General features: G+C 38.0%; 13 protein-coding genes. 8 read left to right on the top strand and 5 right to left on the bottom strand.

Annotated elements, in window-relative coordinates; translation table 11 throughout:
* Positions 1 to 4 precede the first annotated feature (4 nt).
* Positions 5 to 787: an alpha/beta hydrolase gene (locus tag ABD917_RS01310; protein ID WP_345118280.1), complete on the bottom strand. Its 783-nt coding sequence runs from the start codon at positions 785 to 787 to the stop codon at positions 5 to 7.
* Between the two features lie 193 nt (positions 788 to 980).
* On the opposite strand from ABD917_RS01310, the gene infC (ABD917_RS01305) reads away from it, so the two are divergent.
* Positions 981 to 1,499, top strand: a complete 519-nt coding sequence (gene infC, locus ABD917_RS01305; RefSeq protein WP_345118388.1) for a translation initiation factor IF-3 — start codon at positions 981 to 983, stop codon at positions 1,497 to 1,499.
* A 227-nt stretch (positions 1,500 to 1,726) separates the two neighbouring features.
* Here the strand turns inward: infC (ABD917_RS01305) and ABD917_RS01300 are convergent, their stop codons facing one another.
* On the bottom strand, positions 1,727 to 2,527 hold the full coding sequence (locus ABD917_RS01300; RefSeq protein ID WP_345118279.1) for an alpha/beta hydrolase: 801 nt from the start codon (positions 2,525 to 2,527) through the stop codon (positions 1,727 to 1,729).
* A gap of 186 nt (positions 2,528 to 2,713) precedes the next feature.
* On the opposite strand from ABD917_RS01300, the gene infC (ABD917_RS01295) reads away from it, so the two are divergent.
* Together infC (ABD917_RS01295) and ABD917_RS01290 are read left to right on the top strand one after the other, a co-directional pair.
* Positions 2,714 to 3,232 carry a translation initiation factor IF-3 gene (gene infC / locus ABD917_RS01295; RefSeq protein ID WP_345118388.1) on the top strand — a complete coding sequence of 173 codons (519 nt, stop codon included), beginning with the start codon at positions 2,714 to 2,716 and terminating at the stop codon, positions 3,230 to 3,232.
* A gap of 192 nt (positions 3,233 to 3,424) precedes the next feature.
* Positions 3,425 to 5,191 (top strand): ABC transporter ATP-binding protein, encoded by a 1,767-nt coding sequence (locus tag ABD917_RS01290; RefSeq protein ID WP_345118278.1) that lies wholly within the window; start codon positions 3,425 to 3,427, stop codon positions 5,189 to 5,191.
* Between the two features lie 1,809 nt (positions 5,192 to 7,000).
* Here the strand turns inward: ABD917_RS01290 and ABD917_RS01285 are convergent.
* Positions 7,001 to 11,653 carry a translocation/assembly module TamB domain-containing protein gene (locus ABD917_RS01285; RefSeq protein ID WP_345118277.1) on the bottom strand — a complete coding sequence of 1,551 codons (4,653 nt, stop codon included), beginning with the start codon at positions 11,651 to 11,653 and terminating at the stop codon, positions 7,001 to 7,003.
* A complete protein-coding gene (locus tag ABD917_RS01280) occupies positions 11,653 to 13,614 on the bottom strand; it encodes an autotransporter assembly complex protein TamA (protein ID WP_345118276.1) in 1,962 nt (653 codons plus the stop codon). Before ABD917_RS01280 ends, ABD917_RS01285 begins: the two co-directional genes overlap by 1 nt.
* Positions 13,615 to 14,020: 406 nt before the next feature.
* Between ABD917_RS01280 and ABD917_RS01275 the strand changes: the two genes are divergently transcribed.
* Complete coding sequence (locus ABD917_RS01275; protein WP_345118275.1) at positions 14,021 to 15,553, top strand: YifB family Mg chelatase-like AAA ATPase; 1,533 nt, start codon at positions 14,021 to 14,023, stop codon at positions 15,551 to 15,553.
* Between the two features lie 12 nt (positions 15,554 to 15,565).
* Here ABD917_RS01275 and ABD917_RS01270 read toward each other — a convergent pair whose 3' ends face one another.
* Complete coding sequence (locus ABD917_RS01270) at positions 15,566 to 16,450, bottom strand: ABC transporter substrate-binding protein (RefSeq protein WP_345118274.1); 885 nt, start codon at positions 16,448 to 16,450, stop codon at positions 15,566 to 15,568.
* Positions 16,451 to 17,674: 1,224 nt separating this feature from the next.
* Between ABD917_RS01270 and gyrB the strand changes: the two genes are divergently transcribed.
* The 4 genes from gyrB to coaBC all read left to right on the top strand — a co-directional run bounded on the left by gyrB (position 17,675) and on the right by coaBC (position 24,063).
* On the top strand, positions 17,675 to 20,107 hold the full coding sequence (gene gyrB / locus ABD917_RS01265; protein WP_345118273.1) for a DNA topoisomerase (ATP-hydrolyzing) subunit B: 2,433 nt from the start codon (positions 17,675 to 17,677) through the stop codon (positions 20,105 to 20,107).
* 116 nt (positions 20,108 to 20,223) lie between these two features.
* Positions 20,224 to 21,006 (top strand): bifunctional demethylmenaquinone methyltransferase/2-methoxy-6-polyprenyl-1,4-benzoquinol methylase UbiE, encoded by a 783-nt coding sequence (gene ubiE, locus ABD917_RS01260; RefSeq protein WP_345118272.1) that lies wholly within the window; start codon positions 20,224 to 20,226, stop codon positions 21,004 to 21,006.
* A 3-nt stretch (positions 21,007 to 21,009) separates the two neighbouring features.
* Entirely contained in the window at positions 21,010 to 22,596 is a 1,587-nt protein-coding gene (ubiB, locus tag ABD917_RS01255) for a 2-polyprenylphenol 6-hydroxylase (protein WP_345118271.1), read from the top strand.
* A 69-nt stretch (positions 22,597 to 22,665) separates the two neighbouring features.
* Complete coding sequence (gene coaBC, locus ABD917_RS01250) at positions 22,666 to 24,063, top strand: bifunctional phosphopantothenoylcysteine decarboxylase/phosphopantothenate--cysteine ligase CoaBC (RefSeq protein ID WP_345118270.1); 1,398 nt, start codon at positions 22,666 to 22,668, stop codon at positions 24,061 to 24,063.
* The last annotated feature ends 51 nt before the right edge of the window (positions 24,064 to 24,114 follow it).

The following is a 24,114-nucleotide window of genomic DNA, read 5'->3' as shown; positions in this document are numbered from 1 at the left end:
ACCTCTATCTTGCATTAATTTTGTCAACAAATGATCGTAACACTGTTTCAAGACACTCTAAATCTTTTGGGCGTGAAAACCGATGGTTTGCATCACGAACAAGTGTCAATGTTACATCCTGTAAAGGCAAATGATTCAGTAAAGTCAATGTATGTTGATAGGGGATTTTTTCATCCTCCATCCCTTGGAGAATATGAATAGGGCAGCCAATATCAATGCATCCCTTCATAACACAGTTGTCTTTCCCATCTTCAATAAATGCTTTTGTAAAAGGCATCGGTTCATCATCATCACTATCCGGAGGTCGTTCAACATAACCTTTTTCTTCCAAAATTTTCCATTCTTCCGGACCTAATTCTGGTTCTAGCAATGTTTGTGTAAAATCAGGAGCTGGTGCAATCAAGATCATGCCAGCAAATCTCTTATTTTTCTGCGCTAATAACCTAGCGAGCCTTAGCGCTATCCATCCCCCCATAGAAGAACCAATCACTATTTGCGGCCCTTCACAATAGGTTTCAAAAACCGCTAAACTTTCTTTAACCCAACGTGAAATCGTGCCTTGAAAAAAATCACCCTCCGATTCTCCATGGCCAGAGTAATCAAAACGCAAACAAGACAAATCATGCTTCTGAGCAAAATCATCAACCAATATCGCTTTGCTCCCTAACATATCAGATTGATAGCCGGAAAGCCAAACTAAACCCAAAGAACCGCGACCTTTGCGATACCGCACCGCAAGAGGAGTGCCTTCAAACGAAAAAAACTGGCAAGGAATATTTTGCTCCATGATTCTTTTCCTCCATAAAACACTTTATGATAATAAAAGAAAAATTTCTATTTTACAAATCAAACCTCAAAGCCGTAAATCAAATATGAAAAAAGCACGAAACCTAGTTGTTTTTCTGTGTGTAATTGTATATTAAATTACGCTATAGATGAATCAGAACTAAGGAACATAAACCATTCGTAGACCGTTTAAAATATCACCTACCCAAAAAGACGGGCCACGCTCAAATCAAGATATTCGCGTTCCGCGTGTTCAGCTTATTAATGATGAAGGACAACATCAGGGAATTGTTGCAATACAAGAAGCGCTTGCTATGGCTGCAGATGCAGGACTTGATTTGGTTGAAATTGTCCCAAATGCGGAACCACCTGTATGTAAGATTATTGATTTGGGAAAATTGAAATATCAGACCCAAAAAAAAGCTGCAGAGACACGTAAAAAACAGAAAATCATCGAAATCAAAGAGATTAAGATGCGTCCAAATGTTGATGTCCATGATTATGGCGTGAAGCTTAAAGCAATTCATCGCTTTATTGGTAATGGTGATAAAGTAAAGATTACTTTGCGTTTTCGTGGGCGTGAAATGGCTCACCAAGATCTTGGATTAAAACTTCTTCAACGAGTTAAAGAAGATACAAGTGAAATCGCCAAAATCGAATCTGAGCCAAAGCTCGAGGGGCGTCAAATGATGATGGTGATAGCAGCTAAATAATTCTTTTAGAATATAAATCATGAGAGAGTTGAGCATTTAGAAGCATCATAGAGTTTTGTTGTGGTGCTTTTAAATAAAGTTATGTGCGTACCAACCTTTCTGTAAAACATTGTTTTATCAGAACGGTTAAAGTGTTTTTAATCAAAGTGCTTCAGTCTTGCATAGAACAATGAGAGTATAGAAGCATCTCATGGTAAAAAAACGAATTTCCGCTTTTGATAAACATCTTATCTTTCGTCTTTTGCGAGAAAATTTTCGTAAATTTTATCAATCAACGACTTCAAAACTATCTCAAGGCACTCTAAATCCTTTGGGCGCGAAAACCCGTGATCTGCATCACGAACAAGTGTCAATGTTACATCCTGTAAAGGCAAATGATTCAGTAAAGTCAATGTATGTTGATAAGGTATTTTATCATCCTCCATCCCTTGGAGAATATGAATAGGACAGCCAATATCAATGCATCCTTTCATAACACAGTTGTCTTTTCCATCTTCAATAAATGCTTTTGTAAAGGGCATCGTTTCATCATCTTCATCCCCAGGACGTTCAACATAACCTTTTTCTTCCAAAATTTTCCATTCTTCCGGACCTAATTCTGGTTCTAGCAATGTTTGTGTAAAATCAGGAGCTGGTGCAACCAAGATCATGCCAGCAAATCTCTTATTTTTCTGCGCTAATAACCTAGCGAGCCTTAGCGCTATCCATCCCCCCATAGAGAAACCAATCACTATTTGCGGCCCTTCACAATAGGTTTCAAAAACCGCTAAACTTTCTTTAACCCAACGTGAAATCGTGCCTTGAAAAAAATCACCCTCCGATTCTCCATGGCCAGAGTAATCAAAACGCAAACAAGACAAATCATGCTTCTGAGCAAAATCATCAACAAACACCGCTTTGCTTCTTAACATATTGGATTGATAGCCGGAAAGCCAAACTAAACCCAAAGAACCGCGACCTTTGCGATACCGCACCGCAAGAGGAGTGCCTTCAAACGAAAAAAACTGGCAAGGAATATTTTGCTCCATGATTCTTTTCCTCTATAGAACAGTTGATACAAAAAAATTTCTATTTTACAAATCAAACCTCAAAGCCGTAAATCAAATATGAAAAAAGCACGAAACCTAGTTGTTTTTCTGTGTGTAATTGTATATTAAATTACGCTATAGATGAATCAGAACTAAGGAACATAAACCATTCGTAGACCGTTTAAAATATCACCTACCCAAAAAGACGGGCCACGCTCAAATCAAGATATTCGCGTTCCGCGTGTTCAGCTTATTAATGATGAAGGACAACATCAGGGAATTGTTGCAATACAAGAAGCGCTTGCTATGGCTGCAGATGCAGGACTTGATTTGGTTGAAATTGTCCCAAATGCGGAACCACCTGTATGTAAGATTATTGATTTGGGAAAATTGAAATATCAGACCCAAAAAAAAGCTGCAGAGACACGTAAAAAACAGAAAATCATCGAAATCAAAGAGATTAAGATGCGTCCAAATGTTGATGTCCATGATTATGGCGTGAAGCTTAAAGCAATTCATCGCTTTATTGGTAATGGTGATAAAGTAAAGATTACTTTGCGTTTTCGTGGGCGTGAAATGGCTCACCAAGATCTTGGATTAAAACTTCTTCAACGAGTTAAAGAAGATACAAGTGAAATCGCCAAAATCGAATCTGAGCCAAAGCTCGAGGGGCGTCAAATGATGATGGTGATAGCAGCTAAATAATTCTTTTAGAATATAAATCATGAGAGAGTTGAGCATTTAGAAGCATCATAGAGTTTTGTTGTGGTGCTTTTAAATAAAGTTATGTGCGTACCAACCTTTCTGTAAAACATTGTTTTATCAGAACGGTTAAAGTGTTTTTAATCAAAGTGCTTCAGTCTTGCATAGAACAATGATAGAGTATAGAAGCATCTCATGGTAAAAAAACGAATTTCCGCTTTTGATAAACATCTTATCTTTCGTCTTTTGCGAGAAAATTTTCGTAAACATGCACGTTGGTATAGTGCAGCTATTTTCTCAATGATCATTATTTCCTGCACAACTGCAGCCAGTGCGTGGATTATGCGTGACGTTGTCAATTATATGATTGAAGCGCAGAATTTTGGTATGATTGTTTTGATTTCTGGTATCATTGCTTTCATTTTCATTCTCAAAGGAATTGCAACTTTTTCGCAAACTTACTTTTTGAGCAAAGCAGGTAACAGTATCATTGCTGAACAGCAGCGTAAAATTTATGCGCGCCTTATGGAACAAGGTGTTTCTTTTTACCATAATAATACTTCATCTGATTTACTTGTCCGCATAACCCATAATGCTACAGCAGTGCGTAATATCATTGATACAATTATCACAACTTTTGTGCGCGATTTGCTTTCCGTTAGTGGCCTATTGCTTGTCATGTTTATTCAAAATTTTACGTTAATCGCCATTACTTTAATAATAGGACCACTGGCTTTTTTAGGAATTCGAATGGCTTTAAAACGTATTCGTAGCCTTGTTGAAAAAGAACTCCTTTCGCTTGGTGAAATTATCAAAATTGTACAAGAAAGTTCTATTGGTATACGAGTCATCAAGGCTTTTTCACTAGAAGAATTAATGAAAAAACGTATGAACCAAGCCATTAATGACGTTGAAAAACAAGCAAATACTATTGCAACGCTTCAAGCCATTACAAATCCTATTATGGAAACTCTCACTGGTATTGCTATTGCGGGTATTATCTGCTTTTCCGGCTACCTTGCAACACAACGTACAGGCGTTCAAGGTGAATTTATGTCTTTCATTGTCGCTTTGCTTCTCGCTTACGAACCTGCAAAAAGGCTAGCAAATGTACGAGTCAAAATTGAAACTGGTTTGGTTAGTATCCGTACGATGTTTGATGTACTTGACTATCCTCTCACAGTTATAGAACATGAGAATGCTAAAGATCTCGATGAAACACAAGGGAGCATTCGTTTCGAAAACGTTTCTTTTGCGTATACAGATAAAAAGATGATCTTGAATAACATCAATCTAGAAATAAAACCTAGAAAAATGACAGCGTTGGTAGGGCCATCTGGTTCAGGAAAATCAACCCTTATCAATCTTATTATGCGCCTTTATGACCCCACAAAAGGACGTATACTGATTAATAATCAAGATATCCGTTATGCGACATTTCGTTCTTTGAGAAAACTTATGGCCTATGTAGGACAGGATACTTTTCTCTTTCAAGGAACTGTTAAATATAATATTGGTCTTGGAAAAGAAGGAGCCAGTGACGAAGATATTATAAAAGCAGCAAAAACAGCCAATGCTCATGATTTTATTATGGACTTGCCAAATGGCTATGATACACAAATTGGCGATAATGGCTGTAACCTTTCAGGTGGACAAAAACAACGACTCGCTATCGCTAGAGCAATGCTTCATAACAGTGAAATTCTTATTCTTGATGAAGCAACAAGTGCATTAGATTCGCATACTGAAGTACAAATTAATGAAGCACTTCATCGCCTTACCAAAGGACGCACAACTATCATCATTGCTCATCGCCTTTCAACAATTGCTCGCGCTCATAAAATTGTTGTTATAAAAAATGGTCAACTGATTGAACAAGGTAGCCAACAAGAATTGCTCGCAAAGGAAAATAGTTTTTACAAAAAACTTCATAATATTCAATTTAAAAAGCACATGTCTTAGCTTTTAGGCGCCTCCATAAGATTTGAGATAAAAAGTGAAGAAATAGTCCTTATCTTTTATACAAAACAAAGATATTGCATGGAAAAATATTCCACTAAATACAGCTATGAAAAAAAGCTATCGTTTATTAAGGGTACGTGTCTAGGATTTATATAAAAATGAAAACCTCTTCTGTTTTTTGATTGAAAGCGTTTATTTCAAAACAAAAGCTTGATAGTGAGAAGTTTATCCTTTTTTCAGCTCAGTAGCATAACATCCATAAATGTTATGGTTCTCATATGCATCAAGACAGCTAATATCAAATTTTGGGAAACTTTCTAAAAACTATGATCGCACAACTGTGATAATTTACGCAACCTTTGTCTGAATTCATCTCTATGCTATTTACTATGATTTTTTTCCACACTGTGAACTCGTGTGAAAAGCACGCTTGAAAATAAGGAAAAATTTATCATAAAATTTCTTTCTGTAATAAATACCTTAAATCAAGTTTTGCATTTTATTCTCAGATCTGGGAGCAACAATGGTATGACTTAACATGGCAATTTCTTAAAATACTTGAAAAAACATATGTCATTATCAAATCAAGATATTGATTTATAATGATAATTTGTTGTAATTTGAATGAGATATCCCGAATATCGTAAGATTCTTCCATTCTAATCCTATTTTATATTGAATTAATTGCATATCATTCGCTCACACACCACAAGTGGGATTAGTGTGAGGGTAAGAACTATTTATAGAGAAGGGAGTGCTTCTTATGAATGTTCTTAAATATAAAGAAGCAACATTAGGAGCCAAGCCAAATAGAACGAGGGGTTCAATGCGCACGTTTATAAATACAAAGACGGTGCTATATGATCTCTTAAATTTTCGCATTCAAAAAAATCGTTCGCTTCATACTACAAGTAAGGTTAGTGTGTAGATAAAACTGTTTAACAAAGGAGTAAATATGCTACTCATGAGCTTTCTCAAGGAAAAAGCAACATAATATTGAGAGTTAGAAAATAAAATCTAGTGCCGTTTTGCATGCCCATAAATGCAAAAAACGGCAGCACACAATGAAGATTTTGCTTTCTATCATTCATGAACAGTGCTGGTAAAATGGAATGAGAAGTTATGAATACACAAAAGCACAGTGGTACGCGTTTGTTTCATAAAGGACGTAACTCTATTCAAGAATAGGTTTTAAAACTAAGCACTTTAAATATACCTTGGCGCGATGTGCTAAAAATTTCTTTTTTATAGCTTAATCTTTCTTGAAAATGCATTCGATAAAATAATTTTTTATAAAAATATCCATTATCGTTATGAAGTATTTTGTCGTTTATGCAATAAAGAATGATAAAAATATTGTTTTGCTCTTCGTTGGTTCTGCGGAGAATCTTAATTATAAGCATTTATTATCAATGCGCCTAAGCACATTTTACGCCACCACTCGTGAGTAGTATAATATGGAGTTTATTGTGCACCATAATCTTTATATCTATAAACGTGCAAGCGGAACCACTCATGCTATTTGGTTTGCTCCCAATGTAGCTTCTTTATATTTAAGAGCCTTCATAAGAAACACTCCCTTCTCTATAAATAGTTCTTACCCTCACACTAATCTCACTTATTATGGTATGTAAGCCAATAATTTTTTGATTTTGAATTGCAAAAACTTAAATAAAAGAATCTTTTTAATATTTGAAGTTCTTATTCGAATTACAAAACGATATCATTACCAATAAGCGTGTTATCTTTCTCTAATACAGAGAGTTAAATGCATAAAATTGCAGTCATTAAATTTCAGAATTTTAATTCTTAATAATCTCTTTCATAAAAAAGACCAATACTAGAATTCTTTTCATTCCCTATAGCACCTCTAGCTTTAAGATGACGTGAAATGTTCAAATTAATTGTTCCCTTCGTCGTTCCATCTGATCCTGCTTCAAAACCTAAATAAATGTTGTTGTGTATATAACGTCCAATACGTAAGCCAGTATTTCCCTTTTCATCAACGACAACATCAAGATCATCAAGACCAATTTTAGCTCGTAGAGTATTCAATAAAGATGTATTAGAAGCACCTGCAAGATCAGCTGCCGCTGCCGCAAGTTGAGCAATCTGAAATGGTGATAATTCATTAAGAGAGCGGTTAAAAATCAAACGCGCCAAAATCTCATCCTGTGGTAAATTGGGTTGTGAAGAAAAATTAACATCAAGATTATCAATTGTTCCACTTACCGTGACAGTGACATTAATATCACCACTATTTTTATTAGCCACAAAATAAACCGTAGGATTAAGATTACCGCTAAAACTTGCTTGTCCCTGATCAAAATTAAGACGCTGTGAAAGAATATCAAAACGTCCACGAATCATTTGAAACTCACCAACTGGATGCACATCATGTAATGGACCTGCTATGTTAATACGCCCTCCTAGTTCAGCATCTAGCCCTCGTCCACGCACAAAAAACTGATTGCGCGCCGTAATAAGCATATTTGATAGTACAACAGATGAAGATTCTTGAGAGATATCGACATCACGATCTGTGTTAGTGCTCTTAACATCAGCACGTTCAAGCGTTTTTTGAATCGACTTTGTTAAATTTTTATTTTTAATATCAAGAAATTTCGCATTGTGAAAATGATCCGGAACTAAAACTTCAGCTTTTTCAACTGCGATATCACCGCCAATAACAAGATTATCCCCAAAATGCCCTGTCATTGTCATCTTTCCCGACAATGTCGCAAGAATCATAGAACCATCATTATAATTGGCATTATCAAGATAGAATACCAAATCTGGTTGTAGATCATTAGAGATACGGCCTGAAGCAGAAATTCTTCCCCCCTCCGATGAAGACGCAATAGCTTTCTCTATTAGGATATGATCACCATTTAATTTTCCTTCTATTGTTACATCGTTAAGCCCGAGATTTGTTTTTGAATCAAAAAAGCTACCATTCACTATGGAAACATTTCCTGTAAACAGTGGCTTAAGCAATGAACCATTAAGGGTTGCATCCATTTTTGCCATACCCGTTATATGCGCACCACGCTTTGCTAATAAAAGATCAATAAAAGCAAGAGGCATTGTCCCTTTAATATTTAATTTGGCCTCTGAATCATTGAGAGAAACAGGCCCATTTATGGAAAGCTCTAGTCCCTTATCTCCTGTCGCTACCATATTCTCAATATCAAAAGCCGATTTTTTGTAAGAACCACGAGCATTCATATCAATCGACAGTGGTCCTTTATGTGTCATAACAGTCAAGTTTTGGCTAGAAAGCTCAAAATGAGCAGAAGGATCTTTCAGGGTGCCGCCGATATCGACCTTACCTACCACCGCTCCTCCAAGTGCTTGCCCTTCAATAAAACTATTAAGCAAACGTGTAGGAAAATCTTGCAAGTTAACATGGAGATCAAGCTCGTTTTGATTGAAAGATATGCTTCCCTGTGCTTGTGCCCTTGCCTCTTCCCCTGTTAAACTTGCATTCAAAGTAAGATTCTTATCTATGGTTTTACCTGTAGCAGTAAGCACAAAAGGCATTACTTTTTTATCTTGAAGTGCGATCGTTGTAAGTCCTTCACCTTTTATATCATAAGTCACATCGGGCTTTTGAAAACTGCCACGAATTATAACTTGCCCCGTCACAGTACCAGCTGCTCCAAGATCGGATTTCCATAAATTGACTAACGAAGCAGGCAAGGCATTCATGGTAAGATCTAGATTAAGAGTATCTTGAACATTTCCTGCCAGGATAATTTTACCGCCATTAATCGCAAGTCCTAATCCATTAACTGTCATACCATCTTTATCAAAAACAATCGTAGCTGCTTTAGGCAATGTCGCGTGAAAATTATGTTGTTTTACATCCACTGTTTCAATTTGTATTTCTCGTTTTATATCTTCTGGGACTTCTACTGCAACCATACGGCCAGAAAGCTGTGCATTGGTATTATGAGGCAACACCGCTTGAAGAGTAAAAACTGTTTGTCCGTCTTTGCTATTAGCATGAGCATTTAAATGATTAACCATTATCAAAGGCGTTTGAATTTGCTCTGCATTAATAATCCCTTCTAACTGGGCCATGCCAAAAGGATCAAACAAGTCTGCTTTGACTTCCAACTTTTTAATTTTATTTTTTGCAAAATTTAAACGATCAATATGCGCTTTTATATTGGCTTGTTGTTTGCCATTTTGTTCATCAAAAACAAAATCTCCTGTTACTTTTCCACTACCTTCTTGCAAAAATAACGCTGATAATACTGAAATATCATCAGCATCAACATGCAAAGCGCCTTTAATAAAACCTTGCGTCTGAGAAAGATCTCCGGTTATTTTTGCACTTCCTCCTCTTATATCGATATCTTCAAGTTGTCGAATTTGATGAGAATTTTTAAAAGAAGCTGATAAATATAAAGGTTTCTTAGCAAAAGTGCCTTCACCCTTTACATCGCCGGTTACTTCTGTAATGGGCAATGTATTATCTACCAGTGTTTTCATTGTAAGTGTTGTATTCTGTAATTGCTTCCCCATAAAAAATGCTTCAGCAACATTTGCACGCGTTTTAAGATTTATAAGGCTATTGAGCCCTCTAGCTGTACTTTGAATTGTAAGTGCACCTTTCATTCTCGAATCCAATTTAGCAAGATCCGATATTTGAGCATAGAAGTCCATTTTGGCTCTCTCACTTGAAAAATATCCATCAGCTTTTATATCCGCGTATGAGCTTTTCAAATCCAAATGACGCAAAATTAAATTCTCCGTGTCGTAAGCCGCACTACCTGAAAGAGTAAAATTTCCTTTGAAAAAACGATCGAACGGCTCCACACCTATTTTCATATTGTCAGCTACCCCTGATAACTCAAGATCAAAAGCGCCACTCATTAAACCTATTGTTCCTTTGGCTTTAATATCTGTGCTACCAGTGAGTGATTGCTCACGCAGCAAACTGAAAGGAGCAAATGCTTGTGTTTTTAAACCAAGGTCGCCTTTAAAAATAAAATGCTCCATTTTCCCTTTTAACCAAGCAGAAAACCCCTGGCTCGTAACACTAAAGTCATGAATCAAAACTGGTTTTCTAGCAAAAATATCCGTATCTAAATGCACATGAACTGTTTGGTCTAAGTCTTTTCCTGATGTATCTTTACGTTTTTCACCCCCTCTAAGTATTCCTTTAACCTGAATACCAACATGACGAGAAGCTGCATTATCAAGATTTTCGCTTACTCCCCCCATATCAAAAATGGCATCGCGAATGTGAATGTTGTTATTGCTCACATGATCTACAACAAGCTTTCCCTGCCAAGATTGTTTTCCTTTTCGGCCATAGTCAATGTTTAAAGAAAGATTACCCAAACGCATTGGCATTTCTGATATTGATAAAGGTACAACCTCTTTTTCCTTATCAAAGGCCATTTTGCCATCAACAAAAAGCTTCCGTAAAAACCCATCTGCTGTTATTTCAGCATTGGCTACAATATTCATTGCCTTATTCTGAAGCATCATATGATCAAGGTGTGTCACACCTTCTTTGGTCATTCTTGCTTCTGCTTTCAATGTTACATCAGATTCGAAAAGGTTACGATATTGGGCAGGCACTAAAGGGCCCAATGTACCAACAAGTTTTGCAGAAAAACTATGTCCTTCCGCAAAATGAGCAAGGCTAACATTGCCATCTAAAACAGGATGATGATCAACTTCCGAATAAAGTTTGACAACCAAATCATCAAAAGTACCATCACCTGTAATGGCAAGATTTAATGCAGGACGCTTTTCAATTTGCAAAATATTCGCCAAAATGCCATTTTGCGGTTCATTAACGGAAATATCAATCTTAGCTGTACGGTTGCTATTGGATAGGTTAGTGAGAATAGAAAACGATCCTGGTGCATCTAAACGATGAGCTGTTAAATCAACATCAAAATCATCATTGGCCAAGGTTAGATTTCCCTTTAAGGATATATCAGCAGAAAAACCAAAAAGATCTTGTTCAAACGCTACATGTTGAGCGGTAACCCTATTGATAGAGATAGCAAGTGGCAACTTTGGCAAAGAAAATTTCCCTACCTCAAGAGAAGAAACAAGGGAAGAGTTACCCTGCGGTTTGCGCAACAACGTAATCTGTTCTAATGAAAGCTCATTAATACTCATACGCCCCTTCAGCAACGCTAGACGGTTCCAATCCATTTTAGCATTGGTAATTTTCAGCCAAATACCTTTTTTATCACTCACGGTAATAGCTTCAATTGATGCTTGAGAAGACAGCGTTCCTTTTATATTATATAAACGAACTTGGCGATTAGGCCCTGAAAGTCCGCGTTCAATGAGAGAGACTAACCATGAACGATCATCTGTACGCCCTTGGCTAGAGAATGAATTCCCTTCTCGCGCAAAAACAAAAGCACTAAGCAAAAGAAATGAAAGTCCAAATAAGAAAGTCCATAAACGCATAGTTTTTTTCATTAAAATGCTTGCCCTATACCCACATAAAAACCAATGCGAGGATCACCTTTTTCTCGCTTAAGAGGAAAAGCTAGATCAACGCGTAAAGGACCAAGATCTGTCATATAGCGACCGCCAATGCCCGCACCCCATTTTATTTTTTTAGAAAAATCAAAACGCGCTTTTTCTCCCACACTACCGCCATCAAGAAAACTGACAAGCCCTATCTTATCAGTTAAAGATAAACGTAACTCTGCTGACCCCTCAAGAAGTGCCCGCCCACCAACAACAGCATCATTGTCTGTTTTGATACCAATATTGCGATAAGCATAACCGCGAACAGATCCACCACCACCAGAAAGAAAGAGTATATCTGAAGGTAGTTGTGCTCTATCACTGCCAAGAATTGTACCAAGCTTTGCTCGCGCAGCAAAAACGAAACGATTTCTTTCATCCAATGCAAAATACGAACGACCTTCTACCGTCATTTTTTCTATAAAATTGCCAAAGCGCATTTCATAAAAAGGTTCGACATTCACTTCACCATAAAAACCATTTGTCGCATTAAATTTATTGTTACGACTATCGTAAATTAAACCACTCGGTAATCCAACTGTTGTAAAATAACGGTTTCCAAAATGAATATCATGAGAATAACCAGTAGAAACTTTTATCGCCATCCGTCCTGATAGATTACCATTGAAAATATGCGTTATACCAAACTTTCCTCTAATGGCTTTTGTCGTATAATTTTCTAGGACATCTTGCTGTATTTTCAGTTCCGTCCTAAAGTCTGTATCAGGAGTAAATATACCAGGCTTTATAAATGTGCCACCCAAAAGATAATCAAAATTTTTAAAATTATATGATTGTTTCTTATTGCCACCAACACCGCTTATTTTCGCTTCAATTTTAAGCTGTTCCGCATGACCCAAAAGATTATTATGCATCCAATAAGCTTCAAAACCAGCTCCATCTAATGTTGAATAGCTACCACCTGCACCAAAACGACGTGGTTTACGTTCTTCCACCACAAGTGTCAGTGGTAAACTACCATCGGGGCGAATGGCCTCAGCCTCTCGTATATTCACAGCACGAAAAACATTAAGACGTGCAAGTCTTTCACTTGCCTTGGCTAACGCAGCAGAATCATATTTTTGTCCTACTTTTAATCCTGTCATCCACGCAATATAAGCTGAATCTACGCGTGGCTTTGTGCTAATATTGCGCACACTTAAGGGACCATAATGCGCTTCTTGCCCAAGATCAATGGCAATCTGCGCATCAATGAGACGTGCTGCATGATCAGCAACAACTTCACTTTTCATAACTTTGGCTTTAGCATAACCTTGTCGACGCCATCCCTCTATCGCCCATCTTTCTGCTTTTAGAATGGTTTCAGATTTGGCAATCACTCCAGTCTTATAACCTAATTCTTCAATTGTCGGCATTCTATTGGTTTTATATTTTATCAATGGAGCAGCTTTATCAATATCAGCAACATTAAAAACATATTGGGGACCAGCATCAATGATGATAACAATTTTGGATTGTGCTGGAAGTTGTGTCACAGGACTTAAATCAGCAGCTTCTAAGCCGTTAATCTTGATACTAATAATACCACCATAACGTCCATCCGCGTATAGAGCAGAAAGAATAGCTCGATAATCTGAACGAGCTTTGGCTAACAAACCAGACGAACTAAATGCTTTATCTTTATCAGCAACCAGTGAAGAAACAGACTTTACTATTTTTACACCTTCTGATGGCGCGCCCAATGGAGCTACAACATCAACCTTATAAAATTTCTCTGTACCATTGACATTATATGAAGAGGAATTGATTGTCTTTTGACCAAAAAGAGGGATGCCAAATAACTCAAATGCTGCAAGTGACTGAGGAAAAGCACAGACAAAGCATAAGCTTATAAATACACTGCGCACGGTTCCTGATTTTAAAAAAACTCCTGTCTGATATACCATCCAACCAGATACCTTCAATACACTTCACGTCACTTTGTACTATAAATAATATCAAACAAAAAAGATAAATATGCCTACCATAGATATTTCACACCTTTGATTATAGCAAATAACTCTCTTTGCTTGCTGTGCATAATCTCTCCTCTCCTTGAATATTCATAAAATTCTCTACAGACGTGCAATAAAATAATCTTGCTCCTTTTCTCCTAACACATTAATTTAATTCATTTAAATGTTTTATTGAATCCTATAAAATCATAGTTAAATTTGTGCAAATCACTTTCTATGAAAGTACTATAAAGCTTTTATATATAGATTTATATCTCCAAAAAACCATAGCGACACTTCTTGATTTTTATGTAAAGATATGATTGTCTCTTCCAAGTAAAAGGGGGAGAGACAATTAATGATCGCGCGTGTTACAACTGTTGCTTTTCGCGGTCTAGAAGCGGTGCCTGTAGATGTACAGGTTATGATGTCCTCCGGTAAAATAGGAATAGCTATTGTTGGATTAGCCGATAAAGCAATCGCAGAAAGCCGTGAACGCGTACAAGCAGCTTTGCATGCTTGTGGACTTTCTATGCCTAACAAACGGGTTACGATTAATCTTGCACCAGCGGATCTTCCTAAAGAAGGATCACATTATGATTTGCCCATTGCTGTAGGATTAATGCTTGTTATGGAGATTCTTCCTCCCGAAGTCGCCCAAGACTACGTTATTTTAGGTGAATTATCACTGGATGGTTCCCTTACAGCTGTCAATGGTGTTTTACCTGCTGCAATGACAGCTTTATCACTCGATAAAGGCCTCATTTGTCCCTATCAATGTGGACCTGAAGCAGCATGGGCAAATGCGGAGATGAATATTCTTGCCCCAGAAACTCTTCTCTCTATGGTCAATCATTTTAAAGGAACCCAAATTCAAAAACGCCCTCAACCACGCCAATATACTATCCAAACTGAACTTCCAGACCTTTGCGAAATTAAAGGACAAAAAACCGCCAAACGTGCATTAGAAGTTTGCGCTGCTGGACGGCATAATCTTTTGTTTGTAGGTCCTCCTGGCGCAGGAAAATCTATGTTAGCGCAACGATTGCCTTCCATTCTTCCGCCCCTTGATAGCCGTGAGCTTCTAGATGTTTCTTTGATTGCTTCCATCACAGGAGAAATGGTTCATAATACCATTTCACTCCACTGTCCCTTTCGTGCTCCGCATCATTCCGCTTCCATGGCTGCAATGATCGGTGGTGGACTTAAAGGGCGACCAGGAGAAGTTTCACTTGCACATAATGGTGTTCTTTTTCTTGATGAATTGCCTGAATTTTCCCCTCAAGTCCTTGACTCTCTTCGTCAACCCTTAGAGAGTGGAGAATGTGTTATCGCTCGCGCCAATCACCATATTAGCTATCCTGCTCGCTTTCAATTTATTGCTGCAATGAACCCTTGTCGATGCGGTATGGCAGGCGAAAAAAATCATGTTTGTGCTAAAGGAATACGCTGCCAAATTGATTATCAGTCCCGTATTTCTGGCCCTCTCCTCGACCGAATTGATTTACGGATTGATGTCCCTGCACTAACAGCTATGGACCTTATGCAACAAGAAAAATCAGAAAAAAGCTGTGATGTTGCAAAACGTGTCGCACGATGTCGTGCCATCCAAGCTAAACGTTTTACGACATTGGGTCTTGACCATATTTGCACCAACGGTAATTGCCCTGCCAAAATTATTGAACAAATTGCCATACCTGATAAAAATGCCGCTAAACTCTTACGTGATGTAAGTGAAAAGATGCAGCTTTCCGCCCGCGCCTATCATCGTATTCTCAAAGTTGCACGCACCATTGCCGACCTTGATGAAGCTGAACATCTTGCTCGCCATCATCTTGCTGAAGCTATTTCTTACCGGTTGGGTACGGAAAGATTAACAGCTCTTGCCTAAAAGAACTATTCATCAATAAAAACTTATTGGAAAATAACGCAGATAAAGTTCTGTAAGCTTGCCATCATCTTCTAATGATTTCAGAGCGTAATTAAGTATATCAATTAATTTTTCATTCTTTTTTGCCACAGCAAGTTGCATTCCTTGCCCCAATAATTGTGGAGCCATATACACTCCTCCAACAAAATGACAACAGTCCGCAGATTTGGAATTATTTAGCCATAAAGATAAAGCAAACCCATCATCAAAAATAACATCAATTTTATGATCCTGTAACGCTTTATAAAGCTGTGTCCTGTCTTCAAATCCTTGCCATTTGGCGCTAGGAAAATAACTACGAAACAGCTTTTCGTGAACAGTTTTAGACAAAACGCCACTGTTTAAATGTATCACTTTATCGCTTATTGACTCATCGAGATTCATAAGTTGAGATATAATAAATCGAGACGCAACAAATCGAGCTGGGAAACGCAAATAAGATCTTGTAAACACAAGATCTTGATGCGTTTTACTTGTTTCTTTTAAACCGGCAATAATGACTTCTGCACCACCATCTTTAACATGCTCTATAAGCTCTTCCCAAGGAATAACTTCTACCTCACAGACTTTTTCAAGGTTTAATTTTGCACAAATAGCACGCAATAAGTCGATATTATAGCCTGCAAGATGTCCTGTTTGATCAAGAAAGTTAAAGGGAGGAAAATCAAAAGTTGTTACAAAACGCAACCGAACTATATTTGTTGTATCAGGCTGTATAAAATGTTCATGAGAGTCAAAAAAAGTAGGGAGCCTGCCAGCCATTTCAGCTCCTGCGAACGAGGAAAACAAAAATCCCCATGTTCCACATAAAATTCCAATAAGAGCATTCAATCCATTTATAAATTTCTTTCTTTTCAAAATCTTACCCCCCATTTTACAATGCTACCTATACCCCTTTTCAGTCATCATATCTAATGCATCGAATGAAAATATCCGCTCCTTTCATAAATTAAAATTTTTGCACTTTTCTCAAAACTGTAAAAAATTTAATCGTTTCTCTCGTTTTCAAGACAGATTGCTGGTAACAGAACATTTGTGTGCACTGCTCTCAAATAAATGCATGAGAAAGCTTTTTAGTAAGAAGGCGATTTTTGATGTATATCTATCAATAAAAAGTTTCTGTATTATTGCTTATTTTATTATTCATCTCTTTGATAAGATGAGAATTCTTGATTTTTCTTGCATAAAATCTCATGATTCTTACGTGAGGGAGAAGTATCATTGTATTGCACATTCATATACTTTCTTTAAAGAAATGTTTCTTGTTGCTCCCTACCCTATCTCATAACATCATTCATAGATGAGATAACATAAAATCCGTTGAGCACCGCCATCTTTACGTTGATAAAAAAGTAAGGGGTAGCGTCATTTTTTTACAACATTGGCAACTAACATGAAAAATGATGATGGCTTTTGTTTCATACGCAGAAAGATGGGAGTGCTCAATGGATTTACCATTATACCCTTCATGAATGCCACCCCGAAATGAGTTTAGGTACTTTGAAAAATTTTTCTTTAAAACAAACAGGCAAATTAGCAATCAATGACGTTTTGTTTTATGTGAAGAGAATGCCTCTCATTAAGAAACGTGATAAATAAAAATATGAAATATATGCGTAATCTCTATTATTTAAAAAATATTGCTTAAAATGCTTTTAAACGCTGTAAAACAGAATGAAAAGCAATGGTATGGATAGCAATTTGTTACCCTTACGTCTTTCTATTCTTCCCCAATGAGGATGTAAGTCTGTTTGAGAGATTATGCCAACAAATATATGTAATATTCTCACCCCTCTTTGGCTTATAAAAGCTGCAACAGCTAAGAGAGCTCTTATCTGTCTTATATTTTTGTCGCAAACGTGCTGTTCCATGAAAACTTGATATTAATTTATAGGGAAACAATATCGTGTGTAAAAATTATCCTCTTAATCTACAAACAATTATATATTAACAGATGTTGAATATAAGTCTGATATACGATAAATGTTTGATATGGTTATTCCATAAATAACTGATCAAAATGTTAAGCTTTTAAAAGAGCTGTTTGGGTATCGTAAACTGAATGCAAAAGTGGATTAACTTATGAGTGATGAAATAACCTCACCGACATCTAGTAATGACTATGGAGCCGCTTCTATCAAAGTTCTCAAAGGTCTTGATGCTGTACGTAAACGCCCTGGCATGTATATTGGTGATACAGATGATGGTTCGGGCTTGCACCATATGGTCTATGAAGTCGTAGATAACGCTATTGATGAAGCTCTAGCCGGTCATGCTACTCTTGTAAATGTCACACTCCATGCTGATGGTTCTTGTTCTGTTCGCGATAATGGACGTGGAATTCCAACAGATATCCATCCAACAGAAGGCGTTTCGGCTGCTGAAGTCATTATGACGCAGCTCCACGCTGGTGGAAAATTTGATCAAAATTCTTATAAAGTTTCAGGAGGCTTACACGGCGTTGGTGTCTCTGTTGTAAATGCATTATCCGTTTGGCTTAAATTGAAAATCAAACGTAATGGTAAAATTCATGAAATGTCATTTACCCATGGAGTTGCTGATTCTCCACTAAAAATTATTGGCGATTGTAATCAAGAAAGTGGCACAGAAATCAGATTTTTACCAAGCTCTGAAACCTTTACAATGGTTGAATTTGATTTTGAAACTTTGGAACGCCGTTTGCGTGAACTCGCTTTTCTAAATTCTGGTATACATATTCTTCTCGTTGATGAACGCCATGCTGATATTAAATCCGTTGAATTGCATTATGAGGGTGGGTTAGTTGAATTTGTCAAGTATATTGACCAAACAAAAAAAGCACTGCTGGATACCCCTATTTACATTGCCAGTGAAAAGGATGGTATGAGTGTCGATGTCGCTCTATGGTGGAATGATTCCTACCATGAGAAAGTGTTATGTTTTACAAATAATATCCCTCAACGTGATGGTGGAACGCATTTAGTAGGTTTCCGGAGTGCTTTAACGCGCCAAATTAATGGTTATGCCGAATCTTCAGGTATTGCAAAAAAAGAAAAAGTTAACTTAACGGGTGATGATTGCCGTGAAGGACTTACAGCTATTCTTTCCGTCAAAGTTCCTGATCCTAAATTTTCTTCACAGACAAAAGACAAACTGGTTTCTTCTGAAGTACGCCCCATTGTTGAAAATTTGGTCAATGAGGGTCTTTCCACATGGCTTGAGGAGCATCCTAATGAAGCGAAGCTTCTTATCAGTAAGGTCGTAGAAGCTGCAACAGCACGTGAAGCCGCACGTAAAGCACGTGAACTCACAAGACGCAAAGGAGCTCTTGATATTACTTCTCTACCGGGAAAACTTGCCGATTGCCAAGAACGTGATCCAGCAAAATCAGAAATCTTTATTGTTGAGGGAGATTCGGCTGGTGGATCAGCTAAAAGTGGACGTTCTCGTCAAAATCAGGCGATTTTGCCGCTGCGCGGCAAAATTCTTAATGTTGAACGGGCGCGATTCGACCGCATGCTCTCATCTGATATGATTGGAACACTTATCACTGCTCTTGGGACTTCCATTGGTAAAGATGAATTCTCACCCGATAAATTGCGCTATCATAAAATTATTATTATGACAGATGCAGACGTTGATGGTGCCCATATTCGTACCTTACTGCTCACTTTCTTTTTTAGACAAATGCCTGAATTGATTGAACGTGGACATCTCTATATTGCGCAACCACCCCTCTATAAAGTGTCACGAGGTAAGTCTTCCCAATATATTAAAAATGAAGCAGCATTTGAAGAGTTTTTAATTGATACTGGCTTAGAAGATGCGGCCTTAGAACTTTCAACGGGAGAAGTGCGTACAGGTGCCGATTTATATCAGCTTGCCAAGGATGCTCGTGTATTGCGTCAACTTTTAAACGGTCTTCATACACGTTATGACCGTAACATTGTTGAGCAAGCTGCAATTGTTGGAGCTTTTAACCCTGAAGCCTTTGTAACATCAGAAAAAGCGCAAAAAACGGCCGATACCATTGCCCATCGTCTTGATTTGATTGCCGATGATATAGAACGAGGTTGGAGCGGTCAATATACATCAGATGGAAGCTTATGTTTTGAACGTGTTTTACGCGGAGTTAAAGATGTGATCACTCTAGATACAGGGCTTATCAATTCTGCCGATGCACGTCAAATTGATCGCGTCTCTAAAAATTTCATAGAAATATATAACCCTCCCCCTCTCCTACATCGCAAAGATAAATCAGAGCGTATTTTTGGACCTCTGAGTCTCTTAGAGAGCATCTTTGCAAATGGTAAAAAAGGTATTACGCTCCAACGTTATAAAGGTCTTGGAGAAATGAATGCTGAGCAGCTTTGGGAAACAACCCTTAACCCCGATGCACGCTCTCTTTTACAAGTTAAAATCAATGACGCAACCGATGCAGATTCACTTTTTTCCCGTTTAATGGGTGATGAAGTAGAGCCTAGGCGAGTTTTTATTCAAGATAATGCCCTAAGCGTTGCCAATCTTGATATCTAAAGGTACTCTTTTGTTTCTGCCTGTATAAACGTCGTGGTTTTATACGTTATTTTTCGTATTTGAACATTCCTTCTATTTTCATTTACGATAAAAGAAAAATAAGGAAGGTCATGTATATGACAGCTGAAACAGAACGCGTCGGAGCCAAGGGTGGTATGGAACATTCTTTTGGCTTTACTAAAGTTGATGAAGCACAAAAACAATCCATGGTTGATGGGGTATTTCACTCTGTTGCTGAAAATTATGATAAGATGAATGATATCTTATCGTTAGGACTACACCGTGTGTGGAAAAACTCTATGGTTGCGTGGCTTTCTCCCCCAGCACTTTCCAATTGGAAGGTTCTTGATGTGGCAGGCGGGACTGGTGATATCGCTTTTCGTATTCTTAATGCTTCACGCCAAAAAGTCCATGCTACAGTGCTTGATATTAATGGCTCAATGCTCCATATCGGTAAAAAGCGTGCACAAAAAAATGGTCTTGCTCCTCTGATTGATTTTGTTGAAGCTAATGCAGAACATTTGCCTTTTGAAGATCAAAGCTTTGATGCCTACACGATTGCTTTTGGAATTCGCAATGTACCTCATATTGATACGGCTCTTAGAGAAGCTTTTCGTGTTTTAAAACCGGGAGGACGTTTTTTATGTTTAGAATTTTCAAATGTTGAAATGCCTCTACTCGATAAAATCTACGATCTTTGGTCTTTTCATGCCATCCCTAAGCTTGGTCAAATCATTGCAAATGATGGTGATTCTTACCGTTATTTGGTTGAATCTATTCGTAAATTTCCTAAACAAGATGATTTTGCACAGATGATCAATCTAGCAGGTTTTTCGCGAGTATCATATCGCAATCTCACCGGTGCTATCGCAGCACTTCACTCAGGTTGGAAAATTTAAAAAATGGTGCAGATTTCCACTTACTTTCAATTGATGCGCGCAGGATGGGTTTTAGCACGTGAGGGTGTTTTGAGTGCTCTGCCGCATGATGATCTTCGAGGATTTCCAGCATTCTGTCACCGTATAGCAAGTGCATTAGCGCGGCGTAAAACAAAAAAGAAACGACGATCTGAAAATATTTCTTGTGCCATCAATAGGCTTGGACCTTCTTATATAAAACTTGGTCAATTTCTTGCTACAAGACCTGATATTGTTGGGCGCGATATTGCCGAAGATTTGGCACAGCTACAAGACCGTGTCCAAACATTTTCTTGTCCTGATGCTGTTGTACAAATTGAAAATTCGCTTGGTCGCTCTATCAATGATTTATTTGTAAATTTTTATCCCCCCATTGCTGCCGCTTCTATCGCCCAAGTTCACCCAGCTGAATATTACAATGAAACTGGTCAGAAAAGAAAATGTGCTGTTAAAGTCATTCGTCCCAATATCAGAACCCGTTTTGCCAGAGACCTTAGAGGTTTCTACCTCATTGCGCATTTACAAGAACGTTATATACCAGCTTCTCGACGGCTGCGTCCCGTTTGTGTAGTTGATACTTTGGCACAAAGCACACGTATTGAGATGGACTTACGGTTAGAAGCCGCTGCCATATCAGAAATGGCTGAAAATATTCAACACGATACAGGCTTTCGGGTTCCAAAAATTGATTGGGAGCGTACAGGGCGTAATGTTCTCACAATGGAATGGATCGATGGTATAAGAATATCTGAAATTTCTGCTCTCAAAGAAGCAGGGTTTGATTTGAAAGTACTCGCCATTACGCTTATTCAATCTTTCCTTCGTCATACATTACGTGATGGTTTTTTTCATGCCGATATGCATCCTGGTAATTTATTTGTAGACGCACAAGGATGTATTGTTGCTGTTGATTTAGGAATTACAGGACGCCTTGGAAAAAAAGAAAAACATTTTCTTGCTGAAATCCTTTACGGTTTTATTACCCGCGATTACCACCGCGTAGCACGTGCTCATTTTGAAGCAGGATACGTACCTCCACACCACAATATTGAGAGCTTTGCTCAAGCTAACCGTGCTATTGGTGAACCAATTCATGGGCAATCAGCGCAAAGTATTTCTATGGCTAAATTGCTCACATTATTGTTTGAAGTCACTGAATTGTTTGATATGCGAACACGACCTGAACTTTTATTACTCCAAAAAACTATGGTGGTTGTTGAAGGTGTAGCGCGCACCTTAGACCCTCATTTTAATATGTGGAAAGCTTCTGAACCCGTTGTCAGAGAATGGATTAGCAAAAATTTAGGACCTATAGGAGTAGCTAAGGACTTTAGTGAAGGGGCGCAAGCACTCCTTTCGTTGGCTCGTAAAACACCACAACTGGTACAAAATTTTCAACGTATAGAAGAAGACCTTAACCAAATCAGAGAAACAGGATTTAATCTTTCTCCCTCAACCCTTAAAAAACTTGCTGTTGAACAAAGTCGTACCAACCGTTATGGTCGTTATAGTCTGTTTATCATCGCACTTTGCTGCGTTTGTCTTACTTTTTACCTTTTTCATCTTTTCTAATCTGCTCAATATGCTAAAAAATACCAATAATGAAATCATTGCAAGCATTTTGTCTCTTGGAGGTATTTTATGGCTAGTCTTACCATTCGTAACCTTTCCCCCAAAGTCAAAGAAGCTTTACGCATACGTGCCGCAAAAAATGGCATCTCTATGGAAGAGGAAGCACGCCGTCTTTTAAGCAATCCTAGCGCTTTAACTATCTCCCCCTCTCAAGCAAGCACCATTGATATGCAATCATTGCAATCAAAGTCAATTCTTCTCATTATTGGTGGAAGTATTGCAGCTTATAAAGCACTTGACCTCATTCGCCGTTTACAGGAACGTGGCGCACATTTAAACATTATCATGACAAAAGCAGCGCAAAAATTTATTACGCCTTTAGCAGCGGAAGCTCTCAGTGGCCATACGGTGTATAGCGATTTATTTTCACGCGCAGAAGAACATGATATCGGACATATCCGGTTAGCGCGTAATGCTGATCTCATTATTTTAGCTCCCGCCACTGCCAATCGTATTGCAAAAATAGCCAACGGCATAGGAGATGATTTGGCTGATTGTGTGCTTTTAGCAGCACGCTGTCCACTCTTAATTGCACCAGCTATGAATCCAGCAATGTGGACACATCCTGCAACCATACGCAATGTTGCAAAACTACGCACTGATGGTGTTCATATAGTCGGGCCAGAAATTGGCAAAATGGCTGAGCGTGATGAAACAGGTTGTGGGCGCATGAGTGAATCTTTAACCATTGTAGCGGCAATAGAAACTCTTTTAGGGGTGCAGGAAAAACCGCTTTCTGGACGTCATTTCATTGTTACTTCTGGTCCTACTCATGAACCCATCGACCCTGTACGCTATCTTGCTAATCGTTCCTCAGGAAAACAAGGGCATGCCATCGCAACAGCTCTCGCCCATTTGGGTGCTAAAGTAACGCTTATTTGTGGACCAGTTCATCTTTCTGACCCACAAGAAGTAAAAACTATTCGTGTTGAGACCGCGTATCAAATGTTACAAGCTGTTCAAGCCGCATTACCTGCTGATGGTGCTATTTTTGTCGCCGCTGTTTGTGATTGGCGTAGCCAAACAAAATCTTTACACAAGATCAAAAAAAGTGCTCATAAAACACCGCCGTCTTTGCATATGGTAGAAAATCCTGACATTTTAGCAACAATTGGGCATGCCCCAAATCGCCCCCCGCTCGTAATTGGATTTGCAGCTGAAACCTCTGACCTCATCGTAAATGCGCAAAAAAAATGTATCGAAAAAGGTGCTGATTTCATTCTTGCCAATGATATTTCCCTTCAAGCTGATGGCACTCGTGTCATGGGCGCTGATACAAATCAAGTTTATCTTGTGAGTAAAGAAAATGTTGAAGAATGGCCACAAATGACAAAACAGCAAGTAGCACAAAAATTAACAAAGCTTATTATATCATTTTTTGAATCTTATACTCCTACGCCTCAGTGAGAAAAGAAAAACGTTTTTTATAAATTGGAAATAAAAGTTTAGCTTGGAACT

The organism is Bartonella pachyuromydis, assembly GCF_039543065.1.
GTDB lineage: Bacteria > Pseudomonadota > Alphaproteobacteria > Rhizobiales > Rhizobiaceae > Bartonella > Bartonella pachyuromydis.
The sequence above is the reverse complement of the archived record's forward strand: the minus strand, read 5'-3'. Positions and strand labels throughout refer to the sequence as shown.

What these genes read in the sequence shown, in the direction of transcription:
- ABD917_RS01310 (WP_345118280.1), bottom strand. Translation starts at nt 787, where the DNA reads ATGGAGCAAAATATTCCTTGCCAGTTTTTTTCGTTTGAAGGCACTCCT.
- ABD917_RS01300 (WP_345118279.1), bottom strand. Translation starts at nt 2,527, where the DNA reads ATGGAGCAAAATATTCCTTGCCAGTTTTTTTCGTTTGAAGGCACTCCT.
- ABD917_RS01290 (WP_345118278.1), top strand. Translation starts at nt 3,425, where the DNA reads ATGGTAAAAAAACGAATTTCCGCTTTTGATAAACATCTTATCTTTCGT.
- ABD917_RS01285 (WP_345118277.1), bottom strand. Translation starts at nt 11,653, where the DNA reads ATGAAAAAAACTATGCGTTTATGGACTTTCTTATTTGGACTTTCATTT.
- ABD917_RS01280 (WP_345118276.1), bottom strand. Translation starts at nt 13,614, where the DNA reads ATGGTATATCAGACAGGAGTTTTTTTAAAATCAGGAACCGTGCGCAGT.
- ABD917_RS01275 (WP_345118275.1), top strand. Translation starts at nt 14,021, where the DNA reads ATGATCGCGCGTGTTACAACTGTTGCTTTTCGCGGTCTAGAAGCGGTG.
- gyrB (WP_345118273.1), top strand. Translation starts at nt 17,675, where the DNA reads ATGAGTGATGAAATAACCTCACCGACATCTAGTAATGACTATGGAGCC.
- ubiE (WP_345118272.1), top strand. Translation starts at nt 20,224, where the DNA reads ATGACAGCTGAAACAGAACGCGTCGGAGCCAAGGGTGGTATGGAACAT.
- ubiB (WP_345118271.1), top strand. Translation starts at nt 21,010, where the DNA reads ATGGTGCAGATTTCCACTTACTTTCAATTGATGCGCGCAGGATGGGTT.
- coaBC (WP_345118270.1), top strand. Translation starts at nt 22,666, where the DNA reads ATGGCTAGTCTTACCATTCGTAACCTTTCCCCCAAAGTCAAAGAAGCT.